Raw genomic sequence first — 16752 nt, forward strand, 5'->3', positions numbered from 1 at the left:
TTTTGATAAGAATATCTTTGTACTAAATATTGAATTTTTCTTAAAATATAATAAAAACTCATTTTTTATAGTTTTTGTTTTAAAAGACAATAAAAATTCTCATTTTGATAATTAGTTATCAAAATGAGAATAAGTTGTAATCCCTTAATATGCTGATTTTCAATTTAAAAAACCTTTTTTTATCAATTTGATAATCAATTTTGAGCTATTTTTCTATAAAGAGTAGCTACACCTATACCCAAAGCCTTTGCAGCTTCTTTTTTCCCTTTTGTATCCTCTCCAAAATACTCTATAGCTCTTTTAATATTTTCTTCCTCAATATCTTTTAGTTTTCTAAATCCTGTCTCAATAGATATATTATTAACTACATCATCATTATTTTCTTCTTTTAGTACATGTTCTGGTATCATTTCCTTTGTTATTATGCCTCTTTCGTCTGATAAATTTATCATAAACTCAACTACATTTTCAAGTTCTCTTACATTCCCAGGCCAGCTATATCTTTTTAGAATTTCTATAACTTTAGGATCTACAGTATGAACATACTTACTAAATATATCGTTATACTTTTCAATCAAATTGTTTGTTATAGTTTCTATATCATCTGGTCTTTTTTTAAGAGGAGGAAGTTCCATCGGTATAACATTTAATCTATAATATAAATCTTCTCTAAATTTACCTTCATTAATAAGTTTCTTTAAATCCTTATTAGTTGCAGCTATAACTCTAATGTCTAAATCTATAAGTTTATTTGAACCAATTCTAACTAACTTTCTTTCTTGAAGTACTCTTAAAAGTTTAACTTGTAGAAATAAGGGCATATCTCCTATTTCATCTAAGAATATAACTCCTTTATTTGCAAGTTCAAATTTTCCTATTCTTCCATTTGGATCGGCTCCTGAGAATGCACCTCTTACATATCCAAACAGTTCACTTTCAAGCAGTGAATCTGGTATTGCTCCACAGTTAATAGCTATAAAAGGTTTATTCCATCTATCACTTTCTGAGTGGATAGCCCTTGCAATAAGTTCTTTACCGGTACCGCTTTCGCCTGTAACTAGTACAGTTGATTTCGAAGGTGCTATCTTTTTTATTTTATCTTTTAGCATTTTTATTTCTTTTGAACTTCCAGCTATATCTTCCATTCCTACTGTGTTTCTTCCATAAGTCATTTTCAATAAATCAGACTTAACTTTTTGTATTTGATTGAATATTAATATTTTATCGTAATTTCCAAGAGATGGATAAACAGGAATTATTTTACCTATAATATCATATTTCTCTGATTCTACAGTTACTGTAATTGATTCTCCACCCATAAAAAACTCATTTGTTTGCTTAATATTAATGTGATCTCCTATGTTTGATGGAGACAACTTTAACTGTTTCATAGCATTTTGATTTACAGTTGCTATTTTATCATCATGACTTGTTACAATAACTCCATTTTCTACAGAGTCTATAATTTGTTTAAGTAAACTTGAATTAGTTAACTCAAGTTCTTTTTCTAAATATTCATTAATTTTAAACGTAATAAGCTCTTTCATTTGTTGTATAAATTGAATCATCGACTCTAGATTATTTTTTAAATTTTTCTTTTGTTCTTCGTCAAAACAAATTAGCCCTATAACTCCTATTATCTTATTCTCAAATACTATAGGCGTACAAACTTCCATGGTCTCATTGCAAGTTTTCTTACCTTTACAATTTATACAAAGCTCATTTTCCCTTGGATTTGCAATAATCTTTTCTTCTCCACTTTTAAGAACATATTTATAAACATCTCCACTATTAGATATGCTTTTATTTATATCATACTTATAAATACCTGTTCCTGCTATTCTTATTAAATTTTCATCTACTATTTCAACTTCTACTTTTAATACACTTGATATTATATCTGCATGTTTAATTATAGTATCTTGAACTTTCTTTAAAAGACTTTTATTCACATAAATCACCTCTACTCTAAAGCTATATCTTAATTATGTCATCTCCTAAGGCAATTTTTCCACCTTTTATAACCTTTGCAAATATTCCATTTTTAGGCATTATACATTCACCAACTCTATAAAATATCTCACACTTCGTGTGACAAGTTTTGCCTATTTGTGTAATTTCTAATTCACATTCTCCAATTCTGAGTTTTTCTCCAATTTCAATTTTAGATAGATTTATACCTTCAATGACCAAGTTTTCTCCAAAATCTCCATAGTCTACATTTCCGCCCTTTTCATTAAAAATATCAATTTTAGATAGATCTAGAAGAGATACTTGTCTGTGCCAGTTTCCACCATGGGCATCTCCTTCGAGACCAAAATTTTCAATTAAATTTACTTCGCTTATTTGTTTTTTAGCAGTTCCTTTTTTTTCACTTTTGCATATCGCAATTATTTTGCCCATGATTTAACCTCCTATTTGATGCATTAATCTAATATCTCCATCTTTTTTTCCAAAACTATGTTCTTCAGGTTTTTCATAAATATTTTTCTCAATTATTTCTAGTACTTCTAAATCGGTTTTTCCTATTCTAAGTGCATTTTTCAGGTCTTCCCCTTCACTCCAATAAAGACATCTCTTTAAAAATCCATCTGATGTCAATCTAATTCTATTGCATTCTTTACAAAAATGGTTCGAGATAGGACTTATAAAACCTAATTTTCCTAATCCATCCTTAAGCTTTATATATTGTGCTGGTCCTTCTTCTTTAGTTTTATGTTCATTAGTATCTAACTGGTCTTTTAATTCTTCTAAAATATATTTTTCAGATACACCCTTAAAATTAACTCCTTCTCCTATAGGCATTAGCTCAATAAATCGTACGTCTATAGGATACTTTCTAGTTAGATTTGCAAGATCGCTTATTTCATCATCATTTACCCCAACCATAATTACAGAGTTTATTTTGACCTTTATTCCTAGTTTTAGAGATAATTCTAACGCATCAATAACTTCATTTAAATCTCCACCACGAGTTATTTTTTTGTATCTATCTTCGTTCAAAGTATCTAGTGACAAATTAATATGAGTAAGACCATTTTCTTTTAAAGATACCACTTTATTTTTAAGAAGAACTCCATTAGTTGTTATACATACTTTTTTTATAGTAGAAATATCCCCTGCACCTTTAATTAAATCTTCTACTCCTCCTCTTAAAAGAGGTTCTCCTCCTGTAAATCTCACTTTACTTATGCCTATACTTGCCATAAGGTTTATTATTCTAAGCATTTCATCATTAGTTAGCATATTGTCTTTTTTAAAATAATCTGCTTCCTTTTCAGGCATACAATAAACACATCTTAAGTTACATCTATCAGTCAAGGAAATTCTAAGATAATCAATATATCTTCCCCATTTATCTTTCAAATTTATCACCTACACTCCTTTTCCAAATCCACATTTAGGGAATGTACAAACTGGACAGCTTAAGCACATACCCCCATGTCCGTATGAAGCAATATCATCCATAGTAAGCTTTTCATCTACAAGTACTCTTGGCAATACTAAATCAAATATCGTCCTCTTTGAAAACATTACACACCCCGGAAGTCCTAATATAGGAGTGTCTCCTTTATATGCAAGTAAGAACATTGCTCCAGGTAAAACTGGTGCTCCATAACTTATAAGTTCTGCTCCTGTACTAATAATAGCTGTTGGAGTAACATCGTCAGGGTCTACAGACATTCCACCAGTACATATTACAAGTTCTGCTCCTTTTTCAATCCAGTCTTCAATAGCATTTTTTATATCTTCTGCTGAGTCTGGTAATATAACTTGGCCTAACACTTCACAACCGTATTCTTTTACTTTTTCAACTATTACAGGTCCAAAAGAATCTTTAATCCTCTTATAATATACTTCGTTTCCTGTTGTAATAATTCCTACTTTTTTTCCTTTTATTTCTTCAATCCATACAAGTTTGTCTTTTATATTACTTTTAGCACTTATTAACTTCTCTTCTTCAATCATTAAAGGTATTACTCTGGTTCCACCAACCTTTTCTCCTTTTTTAACTGGAGTATTGTTGTGAATAGTAGAGAATATCATTTGACCATAACTATTTAATTTTTTAAGTTCATCTATATTAACTTTTAACAAACCATTATAAGCTGCATAAAAGTCTATTTTCCCTTCTTTTATATCACTAAACTCAAGACCTTTACCTGCCCCTATTTCTTTTAATATTACAGCTCCATCATTTTCGTGAATCATACCATCCGAATTTTCCCAAATATATATATTATCCTTACCTAACGATAATAAAACATTTACATCTTCTGCTCTTATAACATGTCCTTTTTTAAATGCTACTCCTTTAAACTTTCCTGGTACTATTTGAGTAATATCATGACACAATACTTGTCCCACTGCCTCTATAGTCTTTATTTTCTTCATGTCAATACCTCCAAATTAGTTTGTTTTCAATAGTTTATTGTGTATAAAAATCAATGTTGTACTTATTATAATAACTATCATCAATATAATATTAGCTTCTTTTAAATTTCCACCTTCTACGAAATAATACATGGCCATAGGAATATTTTGTGTTTTTCCAGGTATATTTCCACTTACCATCATAGTAGCTCCAAATTCTCCAAAAGCTCTACCAAAGGCAAGTATCATACCTCCAAATATTCCTTTCTTTGATATAGGTAAAACTATTTTTAAAAATATATCATAGTCATTTGCTCCATCTATCTTTGCAGCTTCCTTATACTCTTTTCGAACTTCCATAAACGCGGCTTTAGAACTTTGGTATATTATAGGCAGCGCTACTATAAACATAGCTATTATAGCTCCCTTTATAGTGAAAATAATTTCCAAATTAAACAGTGAGTTTAGAGTAGATCCTAGTACTCCATTTTTTCCAAATACAACTAATACAATATATCCTATTACTGATGGAGGAAAAAACAACGGGAACATAAGTAATGATTCAATTATATTTTTCCCTATCCCCTCGTGCTGTAACAACTTATAAGCCAATACAACTCCAATTATAGTAGTTAAAAGAGTTGATATTGTAGCTGTCTTTAAAGATATAATAAGCGCATCTTTTATCATAAATTATTTGTCCTCTACATTAAACTTGTGCTTTAAAAATACATATTTACTTTCATTAGATATTAACTCATTATAAAAGTTATTTGTATCTTTATCTTCTTCTCTTCCTTTAAGTATAGCAATAGGATAATTTATTTTTTTATGGTAATTATCTCCAAACTCTTTGTAAATCTCCCAATTATCAAGATTTCTAAAATCACTTTTATAAATAAATGCTAAGTCAACTTCACCTTGTCTACAATAACTTACTATAGCCCCAGCATCTTTAGCCATAATAATATTTTCGCTTACCTTATCCCAATAATCTAATTTTTGTAGGGTTTCCTTTGTATACATACCTACTGGTGCAGTTTCAACTTCACCTATAGCTATCTTATAGTCTTTTTTAGTTATATCATCAAGGGATGTTATATTTATATCTTTTCTTTTTATAAGAATTAAAGAATTTTGAATCATATCTTCTTCTATTTTATTTGAAACTAATTTTTTATCTTTTAGATTATTCATAAATTCCTCGGATGCAGATAGAAATATATCTACATCTGCACCTTCTTCTATTTGCTTTCTAAGAGTTCCAGATGGCCCATAGTTTATATAAACATTAACATCACTTTTCTTTTCAAAGTTTTTTTTAATTTCATCTAAAGGCTCTCTTAAGCTAGCCGCTGCACTTATTGTAACTGTTTTCTCTTCCTTAGGAGAGCATCCTGTCATATTCCCAGTTATTGCAACTACTATACCTAAGATTAATAACACTTTTTTGTGCATATTTATACATCTCCTATTCAGTTATATTTGATTACTTGTATATTGCTTGGGAAATATGTCCATTTGAATCATTTCATTTTTTAGAAAAAGCACTCCTTCAAGTACTGCTCCTCCAATAGTTCTTGCTTTATCTGAAATAGTGAAGCAATTTCCATATTCTTCTTTTCTAGGATCTATGTCTGCAATTTTCATTCCCTTTGGAACATTAGACCCTTCTCTAATTATACCTCTTAATAGTCCATCTATAGTTGCATAAATTGCTTCATTATCTACTTTGCAAATTAATTCATCTTTTTTAACGAAGCTGCCAATATCTTTTAACAATGTAATTCTGCCTTCGCAAGTACTATGAATCACTCTTTCCTTATCGAATCCTCTAACTTTACCTGGAATCCCTGTATTCTTTTGTGCTTGTCCTTTAAATATAAGTCTTCCAAGATTATGTCCTCTCATAGTTTCAACTACTATATCCACATCTTTACTAGCTTCATACCCTGGACCTAGAGCTATAGTTATTGGAGCCATTGATTGTGAAGTTCCTATATTTTTTTTGCATAATGTAGCATCTATTACAGCCAAAGGATTTAGTTTTTTTATTATTTCTCCCTTTGGGTCTATCATTATTGGAACTATTTTTTGAGAAAAACAAAAATCTAAATCGCAAATATCATTTGCTTTTTTAGCTTTTATATCTTCTACTATATATTCACCTTCATAAATAGCTTCACATAGAGATACTTTTCTTCTAATAGCTGTAGGTAGAGGGACTTCCAAAGAAACTACATTAAAACCTGCTCTATGAAGTTTTTGAATAACTCCAGTTGCAATATCACCTGCTCCTCTTACAATAACTAAGTCATTCATATCTCATTCTCCTTTGTCTTTAAAAATAAATATTCTTGTGGACTATCTACATCAAAACCTTCCCATATGTCATCAATTTCTATAAAAGCAACTTTTTCAAGATGATCTTTAATTATTTGTCTTCCTCCCATATCTCCTTTTAAACTCCTTAATTCATCAAAAAATATATTTGGAAATATTGTAGGCATTCCCCTTTGTCCTTTGTATAAAGGAATAACTATTTTATTGCTAATTTCAAATTCTTCAAGCATAAATTTTATCGTAGTAGATTTTAATAAAGGTTGATCTCCTGTAAAAAACATAATACCCTTACCTTCATAATTTTTTAATGCTATTTTAACTGACTCGCTTTGTCCTAAACTTGCATTTAAATTATAAATAGTATTAAATCCAAAGTATTTTGCAATGTCTTTTACTTTTTCATCTACATATATTACATCTACCTCTTTGAAATTAATTTCCTTTATACTATTTAATATCCAATATATAAGGGGCTTACCTTTAAAAGGAAGTAACAACTTGTTTTCACCCATTCTACTTGAAAACCCTGATGCTAATACAACTGCTTTTATCATTTTTTCAACACCTTAAAGTTTTTTTCTTTTAAGGAACCTGATACTACAAGTTCAATATTCCTACCTATATATTCTAGCAATAATCGTGCCAATTCGACTTCTTTTTTATTTTCAACCCCATTAATTAACAATATTTTTTTACCTTTAGAATTTTTGAAAATCCCATTAGAATTATTTACCACTTCTGCTAGATGTTTAACACCTATCTCATCTTCTTCTCTTGAATTTGTAAGAATCATAAATTCATTTAATCTATGTATATTTTTTTCATTTATTTTTTTTCCTATGTTTTTTATTGATAATATGCCTAAAGTTATAGTTGTATCTTCTAATACTACAGGCTCTTTATCATTCCAACCTTTTAAAGGTTTTTCTTTAGACCCGTCTCCCTCTATAAAAACATAATCAAATTTCTTTATTATTTCATTTAAATTTTCTATACTTGGAGATAAAAGTTTTCCATTAGAACTTATTTCCTTACCGAAAATTGTAATTCCATTTTTAGGGCTTATATTATTTAAATTATCGCTTTCTAAAATTAATTTATCATACATAGCTTTATTAGGTTCGTAAATTTTCGTAGTTGTAGTTACTAAAACCTTATTTGTTTTTAGTTCATTAGCAAGAGTAAAAAGGCACGTTGTCTTTCCACCTGCCCCTACAATTGTAATTTTTTCATATTTATTCAAGTTTAGTAAATCACTAAGCTTCATATTGTACTCCTTTGTATATTTATTATATTAATATTTTATACTATATTTATAATTTGGTAAAATAAAGGTCATACAGGAAAACCTTGTATGACCTTTATTTTAATCAAATTTTATTTTATATGCATACTTTATGAACATACTGAGATACCATAGTAGATAGAAATGCCCCATAATTCATATTGAATTCAATTTTATCGCCAATACTATAATTATTTGTGCATTCATTTATATTTAATATAAGATGGTCACTATCAGCATCTATAATATCTATATAATCGTCATAAGGAATTAAATAATTTGGATTCACATCATCTCTACCTATTGCACATATAACAGTTTTATCAGGTTTTATAGAAACTACTTCCACTACTAATTTAAGTGCATCTGTATAAAGTCCTTCTATTGGATCATCATTTAAACCTATTCCCATAGTTAGAGAGCATCCTAATCTAAGTTGATTAATATCTTTAGGTATTTCATTATTTTTAAATAAGTGAGTAGTTCCTGAACTACCTCCAGATATTACTTTTAAATTTATATTGAAGTCATTTTCAATTTTTTTCTTAATATTTACTAATTTTGATAGATTATCTTTAGTTGGTATTACTCCCCCATAACATAATAAATTAGTTCCTACCCCTAATAGATTTATACCTTTAAGTAATAATATATCTTTTACTGTTTCATATATTTCATCTTCATAAAATATACCTTCTCTTAAATCTCCTAAGTCAACCATAAGTATTATATTATGTATTTTATTTTGTCTTATAGCTTCACTTGAAAGTTTTTTTGAAGTTTCTAATTCAGATACTAAAGATATATCTGAGTATTTTACAACATCGCTTACTTCACTTAACATAGGAATTCTAATAAGCATTTTAGGAATATTAAATCCAGAAAGTTTTTTTAGGTTTTGAATTCTAGAATCAGCTAATATATCTACCCCAGATTCAATCAAAGCTTTCGTTATATTTTCGTTTGCACAAAACCCCTTTGTCACTGCAGCTACATCAATTCCCCTGTTTTTACATTCACCAATCATTTTAGCAGCATTATACTTAATCTTTTTTATATCTATTTCCACCCTTGGATAGCTCATTTTTATCCCCCCGTTAATTAAAATTTACATATAATCTCCATACACTAATTTTATATTTTTTTACCTTATTATAGTATTATATTTTTTTATTTAATTTTCCTTTCTAATATATTATATATAGATAATTTATTTTAATGACAATATAAAAAGGGGTTGCCTCTTAATGACCTTTAAAATCATTTTAATACATCCCCTTTTTTATCTATTACTTATTATTAAATATCCTGAACCCCCATTGGTTCATTTTCAATATTTTCATTATTACTATTTAAGTTTTGTTTTTCACTTAATAATGTTGATCCTAAAATAAATATTCCACCAACTACTTTAAATAAATTCATATTTTCCCCTAGAAAAATAGAAGAAAAAACTACTGCAGAAATAGGATCAATATAACTTAAAATAGCTATAGATTGTCCTTTTAATTCTTTCATAGAAGAAAAATATAGTAAATAAGCAATTCCTGTATGAACTACACCTAATAGAATAATGAAAATCCAAGACTTATTAGTTATGCTAACTATATCTAAATTTCCCTGATATAAAATAACCGGTAAAAGTACAAATGCTGAAACTGTAAGTTGAATCAACGTTGTCTCAAACCCAGATAAATTTTTTATGAATTTGTTCATTAAAATTATACTAGCATAAAGCCCTGCACCTAATAATCCATATATTATTCCTTTCATATGATTATATGAACTATCTAAACCACTAGAATCTCCATTTAAAACTATAAACAACCCAACCATAGCTCCAATTACGCAACTAACTTTTCTTTTATTTAATTTTTCTTTAAGAAAAATTGGAGATAGTATAATTACAAATACTGGAGCAAAATAATAGCTTAATGTTGCATTGGATATAGTTGTGTATTTGTAAGCTTGAAATAAAAAAATCCAGTTAAGGCCCATAGCTATACCTGAAATAACAAGTAGTACAATATTTTCTTTTATTAACTGCAATGAGTTTTTTTGTTTTATTAACAATCCAAAAATACCTATAAATATGCTCCCAATTGCGGCTCTTAAAAAAGCAATTTCTAGTGACGCTAAATCTATATTTCTTACAAAAATACCTATACTTCCAAATATAAGCATAGCACTGACAATTTTAAAATTATTTTTCATGATTTTACCTCCCCAATGTCTTTAGAATGACCGCATCTTAGAAGATACGGTCATAATTTTTTAATAAACAGGTGTACAATAAGAGCTATATTTAGGATTATTTCCTATAGTTAATCCAAAGAACAAGTCTTTAACTTGAGTACATACCTTTCCAGGTACACCTTCACCTATTTTTCTATTATCTACTTCTACAACTGAAGTAACCTCCATTGCAGTTCCGCTAAAGAATACTTCATCTGCAGAATAAAGCTCACTTCTAGATACACTTCTTTCTACTACTTCTAAACCTAATTCCTCTCTTGCAAGAGTCATTACAGTCTGTCTTGTTATACCTTCTAATATACAATCAGAAGTTGGAGGTGTTATTAATTTATTATTCTTAAATATAAATAGATTTTCTCCTGGCCCTTCACATACATTTCCTTGTTCTGTTAAAAATATAGCTTCATCATATCCATTTTGTAATACTTCAAGAGACGCTAAAGCTGAATTTAAATATCCTCCAGTTGGTTTTGTTCTTGCAGGTATTGCATTATCTCCTACCCTTCTCCATGATGATACAGCTACTCTAAGTGCATCTTTACCTGCATAACTTCCTAGAGGTTGACAATATATTAAAAGGCGATTGTCATTATCATATAGTGTAGGCGTAAGTTGCTCTGATCCTTTAAATGCAACAGGTCTTATATATGTAGTTGTTTTATAATTATTCTTTCTTAATAGTTCAACAGTAAAGTCACAAAGTTCATCAACTGTATATGGTAAATCCATATACAATGTTTTACATGATTGAAGTAGTCTTTCATAGTGCTCACGCATTCTAAATACATATAATTGCTCTTTTTCATTATCCCAATATGCCCTTAGTCCTTCAAAACAGCCTAAACCATAGTTAAATGCCTTACTTCTTATACTTATATTTACGTCTCTTTCTTCAACAAATTCCCCTTGATAAAATACTACGCTATTCATAATTTATACCCCCCAATTTTCTATTATATTATTTATCGGTTCCCCTGGCGGAACAATTGGATATACATTTTCGTCTTTATTTATCCTACATTCTATGAATATTGGACTATTTCCAAATTCTATTTTATTTAATAGACTATCTAATTCATTTATATTGTCTATCTTATATCCTTCTATTCCATATGATTTAGCAAGATTTACATAATCTACAGAATTATCCATATCTGTTTGTGAGTACCTTTCATTAGAGAACATTTTTTGCCACTGCCTAACCATTCCCAATGTTTGGTTGTTCATAAGAAGTATTATTAATGGAATATTAAAACCTGATACAGTTGCAAGCTCATTACAGTTCATTCTAAAGCTTCCATCTCCTGTAACTAAAAGAACATGCTTATCTCTATTAGCACACTTTGCTCCAATAGCTGCACCAAGACCAAACCCCATAGTTCCCAGTCCCCCCGATGTTATAAAACTTCTACAAAAATTAAATTCCCAGTGTTGCGCAGTCCACATTTGGTGCTGACCTACATCAGTAACTACAAATACATCATCTCCTAACTTTTTCCCAAAACTATTGAGTATATTTTTAGGATGAAATACTTTCCCATCTATTTCATCATGTGATTTCCATTCATTTATTTGTTCTTTCCATACAGAATTGTCTTTCTTTTCCATGTCCTTAGTTAATAATTTTAGTATTTCATCTAAATTACCTATTAAAGATAGCTGGCTATATATGTTTTTATCTATTTCACAAGCATCTATATCTATATGAATTATATTTGCAGATGGTGCAAATGAACTTATTTTACTTATAACTCTATCGCTAAATCTAGCTCCAACTGCAATTATCAAATCGCTATTTGTAACTGCAAGATTACTTTCCCTATGTCCATGCATTCCAACTAAGCCTAAAGATAGTTCATCTTCTCTTTTTATAGTTCCAAGTCCCATTAAAGTGTTTACAACAGGTATATCACCTTTTTTTGCAAAATTTACTAAAGTATCACAAGCACCTGAGCTTTTCACTCCTCCACCTGCATATATAATTGGCTTTTTAGAAGCATCGATTATTTCCAAAGCTTTTGATATTTTTTCTTTGTCTAATGTATATTTTTGATTTTCATATAAGTTATCTACTTTTTCATAAATTCCATTAGATAAAAACATATTCTTTGGAATATCTACAAGCACAGGTCCTGGCCTTCCACTTTTTGCAACGTTAAATGCTTCTCTTATAACTTGTGGAATTTGTTCAACTTTTCTTACAAGATAGTTGTGTTTAGTTACAGATACAGTCATCCCTGTAATATCTATTTCTTGAAAAGAATCTTTTCCTAAAAGAGGTGTCGCCACCTGACCTGTAATAACAACTAGTGGAACTGAATCCATATATGCTGTTGCAATTCCTGTAATAGTATTTGTTGCACCCGGACCTGATGTTGCAAAACAAACTCCTACTTTACCAGTACTCCTTGCATATCCATCTGCAGCATGTACTGCCCCTTGTTCATGTGATGTTCTAATATGGTTAAAATCATTATAATCATAAAGTGCATCATATAGTGGAATTACAGCTCCCCCTGGATAACCGAATATAGTGTCTACCCCCTGTTCTTTTAAACACTCTAATACGACTTGAGCTCCATTCATATATACACCCCCCTATTCCTATTTACAAATAGCTCCTTCACATGCTGAAGTTACCAATTTAGAATATTTTTTTAAATACCCTGATAAATTTAATTCTTTATGTCTTAAATCTCTTTTTCTATTTTCTAATTCTTTTTCGTCAACTAATAAATCTAATATCCCATTAGGTATATCTATTTTTATTAAATCTCCGTCATTAACAAGAGCTATCGGTCCATCTTCTAAGGCTTCAGGTGATACATGGCCTATAGCAGCTCCTCTTGTTCCTCCCGAGAATCTTCCATCAGTAATAAGGGACACACAATCATCAAGTCCCATACCAGCAAGTGCAGACGTCGGTGTTAACATCTCCCTCATTCCAGGTCCTCCCTTTGGACCTTCATATCTTATTACTATTGTGTCATTTGGCTTGATTTTGCCACCTAATATTGCCTCTACTGCTTCTTCTTCGTCATTAAACACCCTTGCTTTTGCTGTGACTTTCATCATCCTATGTGATACAGCTGATTGTTTAACAACTGCACCTTGAGGAGCTAAACTTCCATTTAGTACCTTTATACCTCCACTTACGCTGTAAGGATTATCTATATCAGCAATAACTTTATTACCAACTTTTTCTTTTATTAATTCTCTAATTCTTTTTCCAGATACTGTTTCTAAATCCATATGCAATAGATTTTTCTTTGATAGTTCATTGATAACTGCGTAAATTCCTCCAGCGTGGTAAAGGTCTTCTATATGATATGGCCCCGCTGGGCTTAATCTGCATAAATTTGGAGTTTTATTGCTAATTTCATTTACTTTATCTAAATCTAGTTTAACCCCTGCTTCATGGGATATTGCCGTAAGATGTAGGACTGTATTAGTAGAACATCCAAGTGCCATGTCTACTGTTAATGCATTTTCAAAACTTTTTTCATTCATAATATCTCTTGGAAGCATATTTATTCTTAAAAGTTTCATTATCTGCATTCCTGTTTTCTTAGCTAACCTTTTTCTTTCTGAATATACAGCTGGTATAGTGGCGTTACCTTCAAGTGCCATACCTAATGCTTCTGTCATACAATTCATAGAATTTGCAGTAAACATTCCTGAACACGAACCACATGTAGGACATGCAGCATCTTCTAACTCCTTTAATTCATATTCACTCATATTACCCCTATTTATCATTCCGACCCCTTCAAATACGCTTACTAAATCCACATTTTTACCTTTATATTTTCCAGGAAGCATCGGCCCACCACTTACAACAATACTTGGTATATTAAGTCTTGCCGCTGCCATAAGCATTCCAGGAACCACTTTATCACAACTAGGTATTAAAACAAGTGCATCTAGCCCATGGGCCTTAGCCATTATTTCTATACTATCTGCAATTATTTCTCTGCTTACAAGTGAATACTTCATTCCCTCATGGTTCATTGCAATTCCATCACAAACTGCAATTGATGGGAACTCCAAGGGAGTTCCTCCTTCAATTAAAACACCTCTTTTAACTGCTTCAGTAATTTGTCTAAGTTCTACATGTCCTGGAACTATTTCGTTGAATGAATTTACTATCCCAACAAATGGTTTATTTATTTCTTCATCAGTAAATCCTGAAGCTTTAAGTAGGGATCTGTGTGGAGCTTTAGTTATACCAAATTTCACTAAGTCACTTTTCATATTAATCCCCCTATTTGTCTATCCAAGACATCATTTTTCTCAAGTCTTTACCAACTTCCACTATTGGATGTTCTAATTCACTACATCTATAGTTATTAAATTTAGGTCTATTTAATTCATTTTCTTGTATCCAATCTTTTGCAAACTTTCCGTTTTGTATTTCTTCAAGTACTTTTTTCATTTCTTCTCTTGTATTTTCATTTACTATTCTTTTACCAACAACATAATCTCCATATTCTGCAGTATCACTTATGCTATATCTCATTCTTTCAAATCCACCTTCATATAGTAAATCAACTATAAGCTTCATTTCATGAAGACATTCAAAGTATGCAACTTCTTTTTGATATCCAGCATTTACTAAAGTATCAAATCCTGATTTTATTAATTCTGTAATACCTCCACAAAGAACTGCCTGTTCTCCAAATAAATCTGTTTCTGTCTCTTCTTTAAATGTTGTTTCAAGTACACCGGCTTTTGTTGCCCCTATCCCCTTTGCATATGCAAGTGCTGTTTTTTTACTATTTCCACTATTATCTTGATGAACCGCAAATAATGCAGGAACTCCTTTTCCTTCTTTATATACACTTCTAACAAGATGCCCTGGTCCCTTTGGTGCAACCATTATAACATCTACATCTTCCGGAGGAGTTATTTGATCAAAATGTATATTAAACCCATGTGCAAAGGCTAAAACATGACCCCTTTTTAGATTTGGTCTTATACTTTTTTCATAAACTTCTTTTTGCTTTGTATCAGGTAAAAGAACCATAACTAAATCACTTTCTTTAACTGCATCTTCTACAGCCATAACATCTAGACCATCCTCTAAAACCTTATTCCATGATTTGCTTCCTTCATATAATCCAACAACAACGTCTACGCCACTTTCTTTTAAATTAAGTGCATGAGCGTGACCTTGACTTCCATATCCTAAAACTGCAACCTTTTTATTTCTTAAATCCTCTAAGTTTGCATCCATTTCATAAAACATCTTTTTCATAATAATTACCCCCTGTATATTTTAATTTCAAATTTATGCTTCAATGGCTTTTTGAAGTGATTTTTTAAATGCTTCTATGAAGTTATTACATGTTTTAGAATTTAACTCTAAAAGAGAAAGATACGGATTTAAATCTTCTAGCTCTACCAGTAAAAGTTCTCCATTTTCACTTCTACATGCATCTACTCTTTGAATTCCCCAATTAAGATTATTCCAATCTATAAAACGCTTTGCAAATTCCAAGTCTTTTTCTGTAGGAAGGTATTCTTTTAGTTCCCATCTCCTATCTTTATCTGGTGCGTAGAGTGCGTATTGGAATTCCCTATCTATAAAGTAAAACGATACTTCGTATTCAAAATTGATTAAAGGTTGCATTAAAATATTTACACTATTTTTATCCACTTTCTTCAAAACTTCATTCTTAGATAAAACCTCAATACCTATTGAATCTGCACCATCTTTTGGCTTTATAATATAATTATCTATATTGGGTAGTTTTTCAAAAAGGTCTATTTTATCAATAGTTGGAATCACTGGAAATTTCTCATGTGTTAAATCTAATAGATATTGTTTGCCATTCATATCTCCCTTTCCATTAAATGAATTATATGTTTTTAAATTATCTGAAACAATTCTTTTACGAAATTTTTGATATTTATCTTTGAAATTAGCTACTGGACCAGCATTTCTGAATACTACTAAGTCAAAGTCTTTCTCGAAAGTTTCGATATCTTCAGGATGACAAATAACTAATTTAAAATCTTCTCTTAATCTAGAAGTTAAAAATAAATCCTCTTCATAATAACGCCTTCCATTTGCTTTGTAATATAGATCTGTTATAAATAATATTGTTTTCATTAGATATTCACCTTCCTATGATATATGTTTATCTTATAAATCTATTTATCCATTTTTAATTTCAACATTGATTAATATGCAGCCTAATTTTTTATATTTCTTTGATTTCTTCTACATCTACAAGCTTTGATATTTGTTTTATAAGATCATTTACACAATAATTTATGTCATCTATAACTATATCTAAATCAATATTTTCATCATCATTTAATATCATACTTATTGATTTTACATTGATTTCTTTTCTTCTAATTGTATTTGTCACTCTTAAAAAACTATCAATTCCATTATTAAGTTTTGCACATACTCTATTACTCATATAACCCCTTCTTTCTATTAACTTAATATTAAATTCATTGTATTGAATACAGAATACACT

17 protein-coding genes are annotated in these 16752 nt (G+C 29.9%); all 17 read right to left on the reverse strand.

The features are described 5' to 3' along the window. Positions 1-194: 194 nt before the first annotated feature. Positions 195-1952, reverse strand: a complete 1758-nt coding sequence (locus tag ACUSRV_RS00490) for a sigma-54 interaction domain-containing protein (protein ID WP_490139944.1) — start codon at positions 1950-1952, stop codon at positions 195-197. Positions 1953-1974: 22 nt separating this feature from the next. Beyond that, complete coding sequence (locus ACUSRV_RS00495) at positions 1975-2403, reverse strand: MOSC domain-containing protein (protein WP_490139945.1); 429 nt, start codon at positions 2401-2403, stop codon at positions 1975-1977. A gap of 3 nt (positions 2404-2406) precedes the next feature. Beyond that, complete coding sequence (gene moaA, locus ACUSRV_RS00500; protein WP_490139946.1) at positions 2407-3366, reverse strand: GTP 3',8-cyclase MoaA; 960 nt, start codon at positions 3364-3366, stop codon at positions 2407-2409. Positions 3367-3375: 9 nt separating this feature from the next. Continuing rightward, the gene (locus tag ACUSRV_RS00505) at positions 3376-4395 is read right to left on the reverse strand and encodes a molybdopterin-binding protein (RefSeq protein WP_490139947.1); all 1020 of its coding nucleotides are present in this window, start codon (positions 4393-4395) and stop codon (positions 3376-3378) included. Between the two features lie 15 nt (positions 4396-4410). Next, the gene (gene modB / locus ACUSRV_RS00510) at positions 4411-5064 is read right to left on the reverse strand and encodes a molybdate ABC transporter permease subunit (RefSeq protein ID WP_490139948.1); all 654 of its coding nucleotides are present in this window, start codon (positions 5062-5064) and stop codon (positions 4411-4413) included. 3 nt (positions 5065-5067) lie between these two features. Then, a complete protein-coding gene (gene modA, locus ACUSRV_RS00515) occupies positions 5068-5832 on the reverse strand; it encodes a molybdate ABC transporter substrate-binding protein (RefSeq protein WP_490139949.1) in 765 nt (254 codons plus the stop codon). A gap of 21 nt (positions 5833-5853) precedes the next feature. After that, a complete protein-coding gene (gene yqeB / locus ACUSRV_RS00520) occupies positions 5854-6696 on the reverse strand; it encodes a selenium-dependent molybdenum cofactor biosynthesis protein YqeB (RefSeq protein ID WP_490139950.1) in 843 nt (280 codons plus the stop codon). Then, positions 6693-7271, reverse strand: a complete 579-nt coding sequence (locus ACUSRV_RS00525; protein WP_490139951.1) for a nucleotidyltransferase family protein — start codon at positions 7269-7271, stop codon at positions 6693-6695. Before ACUSRV_RS00525 ends, yqeB begins: the two co-directional genes overlap by 4 nt. Then, positions 7268-7984, reverse strand: coding sequence for a selenium cofactor biosynthesis protein YqeC (yqeC, locus tag ACUSRV_RS00530; RefSeq protein WP_490139952.1), 717 nt, complete (start codon positions 7982-7984; stop codon positions 7268-7270). The genes ACUSRV_RS00525 and yqeC overlap by 4 nt, the downstream gene beginning before the upstream one ends. A 115-nt stretch (positions 7985-8099) precedes the next feature. After that, a complete protein-coding gene (locus tag ACUSRV_RS00535; RefSeq protein ID WP_490139953.1) occupies positions 8100-9086 on the reverse strand; it encodes an alanine racemase in 987 nt (328 codons plus the stop codon). Positions 9087-9301: 215 nt separating this feature from the next. Then, positions 9302-10216 carry a DMT family transporter gene (locus ACUSRV_RS00540; protein ID WP_490139954.1) on the reverse strand — a complete coding sequence of 305 codons (915 nt, stop codon included), beginning with the start codon at positions 10214-10216 and terminating at the stop codon, positions 9302-9304. A gap of 60 nt (positions 10217-10276) precedes the next feature. Further along, the gene (locus tag ACUSRV_RS00545; RefSeq protein WP_490139955.1) at positions 10277-11188 is read right to left on the reverse strand and encodes a branched-chain amino acid transaminase; all 912 of its coding nucleotides are present in this window, start codon (positions 11186-11188) and stop codon (positions 10277-10279) included. 3 nt (positions 11189-11191) lie between these two features. Then, positions 11192-12844 (reverse strand): biosynthetic-type acetolactate synthase large subunit, encoded by a 1653-nt coding sequence (ilvB, locus tag ACUSRV_RS00550; RefSeq protein WP_490139956.1) that lies wholly within the window; start codon positions 12842-12844, stop codon positions 11192-11194. Positions 12845-12862: 18 nt separating this feature from the next. Then, a complete protein-coding gene (ilvD, locus tag ACUSRV_RS00555; RefSeq protein WP_490139957.1) occupies positions 12863-14512 on the reverse strand; it encodes a dihydroxy-acid dehydratase in 1650 nt (549 codons plus the stop codon). Between the two features lie 10 nt (positions 14513-14522). Then, positions 14523-15515, reverse strand: coding sequence for a ketol-acid reductoisomerase (ilvC, locus tag ACUSRV_RS00560; protein WP_490139958.1), 993 nt, complete (start codon positions 15513-15515; stop codon positions 14523-14525). A gap of 33 nt (positions 15516-15548) precedes the next feature. After that, positions 15549-16373, reverse strand: coding sequence for a hypothetical protein (locus ACUSRV_RS00565; RefSeq protein ID WP_490139959.1), 825 nt, complete (start codon positions 16371-16373; stop codon positions 15549-15551). 91 nt (positions 16374-16464) lie between these two features. Beyond that, positions 16465-16692 (reverse strand): ACT domain-containing protein, encoded by a 228-nt coding sequence (locus tag ACUSRV_RS00570; protein WP_490139960.1) that lies wholly within the window; start codon positions 16690-16692, stop codon positions 16465-16467. Positions 16693-16752 lie beyond the last annotated feature (60 nt).

Source organism: Sporacetigenium sp. TC11 (genome assembly GCF_058146105.1).

What these genes read in the sequence shown, in the direction of transcription:
- ACUSRV_RS00495 (WP_490139945.1), bottom strand. Translation starts at nt 2,403, where the DNA reads ATGGGCAAAATAATTGCGATATGCAAAAGTGAAAAAAAAGGAACTGCT.
- ACUSRV_RS00505 (WP_490139947.1), bottom strand. Translation starts at nt 4,395, where the DNA reads ATGAAGAAAATAAAGACTATAGAGGCAGTGGGACAAGTATTGTGTCAT.
- modB (WP_490139948.1), bottom strand. Translation starts at nt 5,064, where the DNA reads ATGATAAAAGATGCGCTTATTATATCTTTAAAGACAGCTACAATATCA.
- modA (WP_490139949.1), bottom strand. Translation starts at nt 5,832, where the DNA reads ATGCACAAAAAAGTGTTATTAATCTTAGGTATAGTAGTTGCAATAACT.
- yqeB (WP_490139950.1), bottom strand. Translation starts at nt 6,696, where the DNA reads ATGAATGACTTAGTTATTGTAAGAGGAGCAGGTGATATTGCAACTGGA.
- ACUSRV_RS00525 (WP_490139951.1), bottom strand. Translation starts at nt 7,271, where the DNA reads ATGATAAAAGCAGTTGTATTAGCATCAGGGTTTTCAAGTAGAATGGGT.
- yqeC (WP_490139952.1), bottom strand. Translation starts at nt 7,984, where the DNA reads ATGAAGCTTAGTGATTTACTAAACTTGAATAAATATGAAAAAATTACA.
- ACUSRV_RS00535 (WP_490139953.1), bottom strand. Translation starts at nt 9,086, where the DNA reads ATGAGCTATCCAAGGGTGGAAATAGATATAAAAAAGATTAAGTATAAT.
- ACUSRV_RS00540 (WP_490139954.1), bottom strand. Translation starts at nt 10,216, where the DNA reads ATGAAAAATAATTTTAAAATTGTCAGTGCTATGCTTATATTTGGAAGT.
- ACUSRV_RS00545 (WP_490139955.1), bottom strand. Translation starts at nt 11,188, where the DNA reads ATGAATAGCGTAGTATTTTATCAAGGGGAATTTGTTGAAGAAAGAGAC.
- ilvB (WP_490139956.1), bottom strand. Translation starts at nt 12,844, where the DNA reads ATGAATGGAGCTCAAGTCGTATTAGAGTGTTTAAAAGAACAGGGGGTA.
- ilvD (WP_490139957.1), bottom strand. Translation starts at nt 14,512, where the DNA reads ATGAAAAGTGACTTAGTGAAATTTGGTATAACTAAAGCTCCACACAGA.
- ilvC (WP_490139958.1), bottom strand. Translation starts at nt 15,515, where the DNA reads ATGAAAAAGATGTTTTATGAAATGGATGCAAACTTAGAGGATTTAAGA.
- ACUSRV_RS00565 (WP_490139959.1), bottom strand. Translation starts at nt 16,373, where the DNA reads ATGAAAACAATATTATTTATAACAGATCTATATTACAAAGCAAATGGA.
- ACUSRV_RS00570 (WP_490139960.1), bottom strand. Translation starts at nt 16,692, where the DNA reads ATGAGTAATAGAGTATGTGCAAAACTTAATAATGGAATTGATAGTTTT.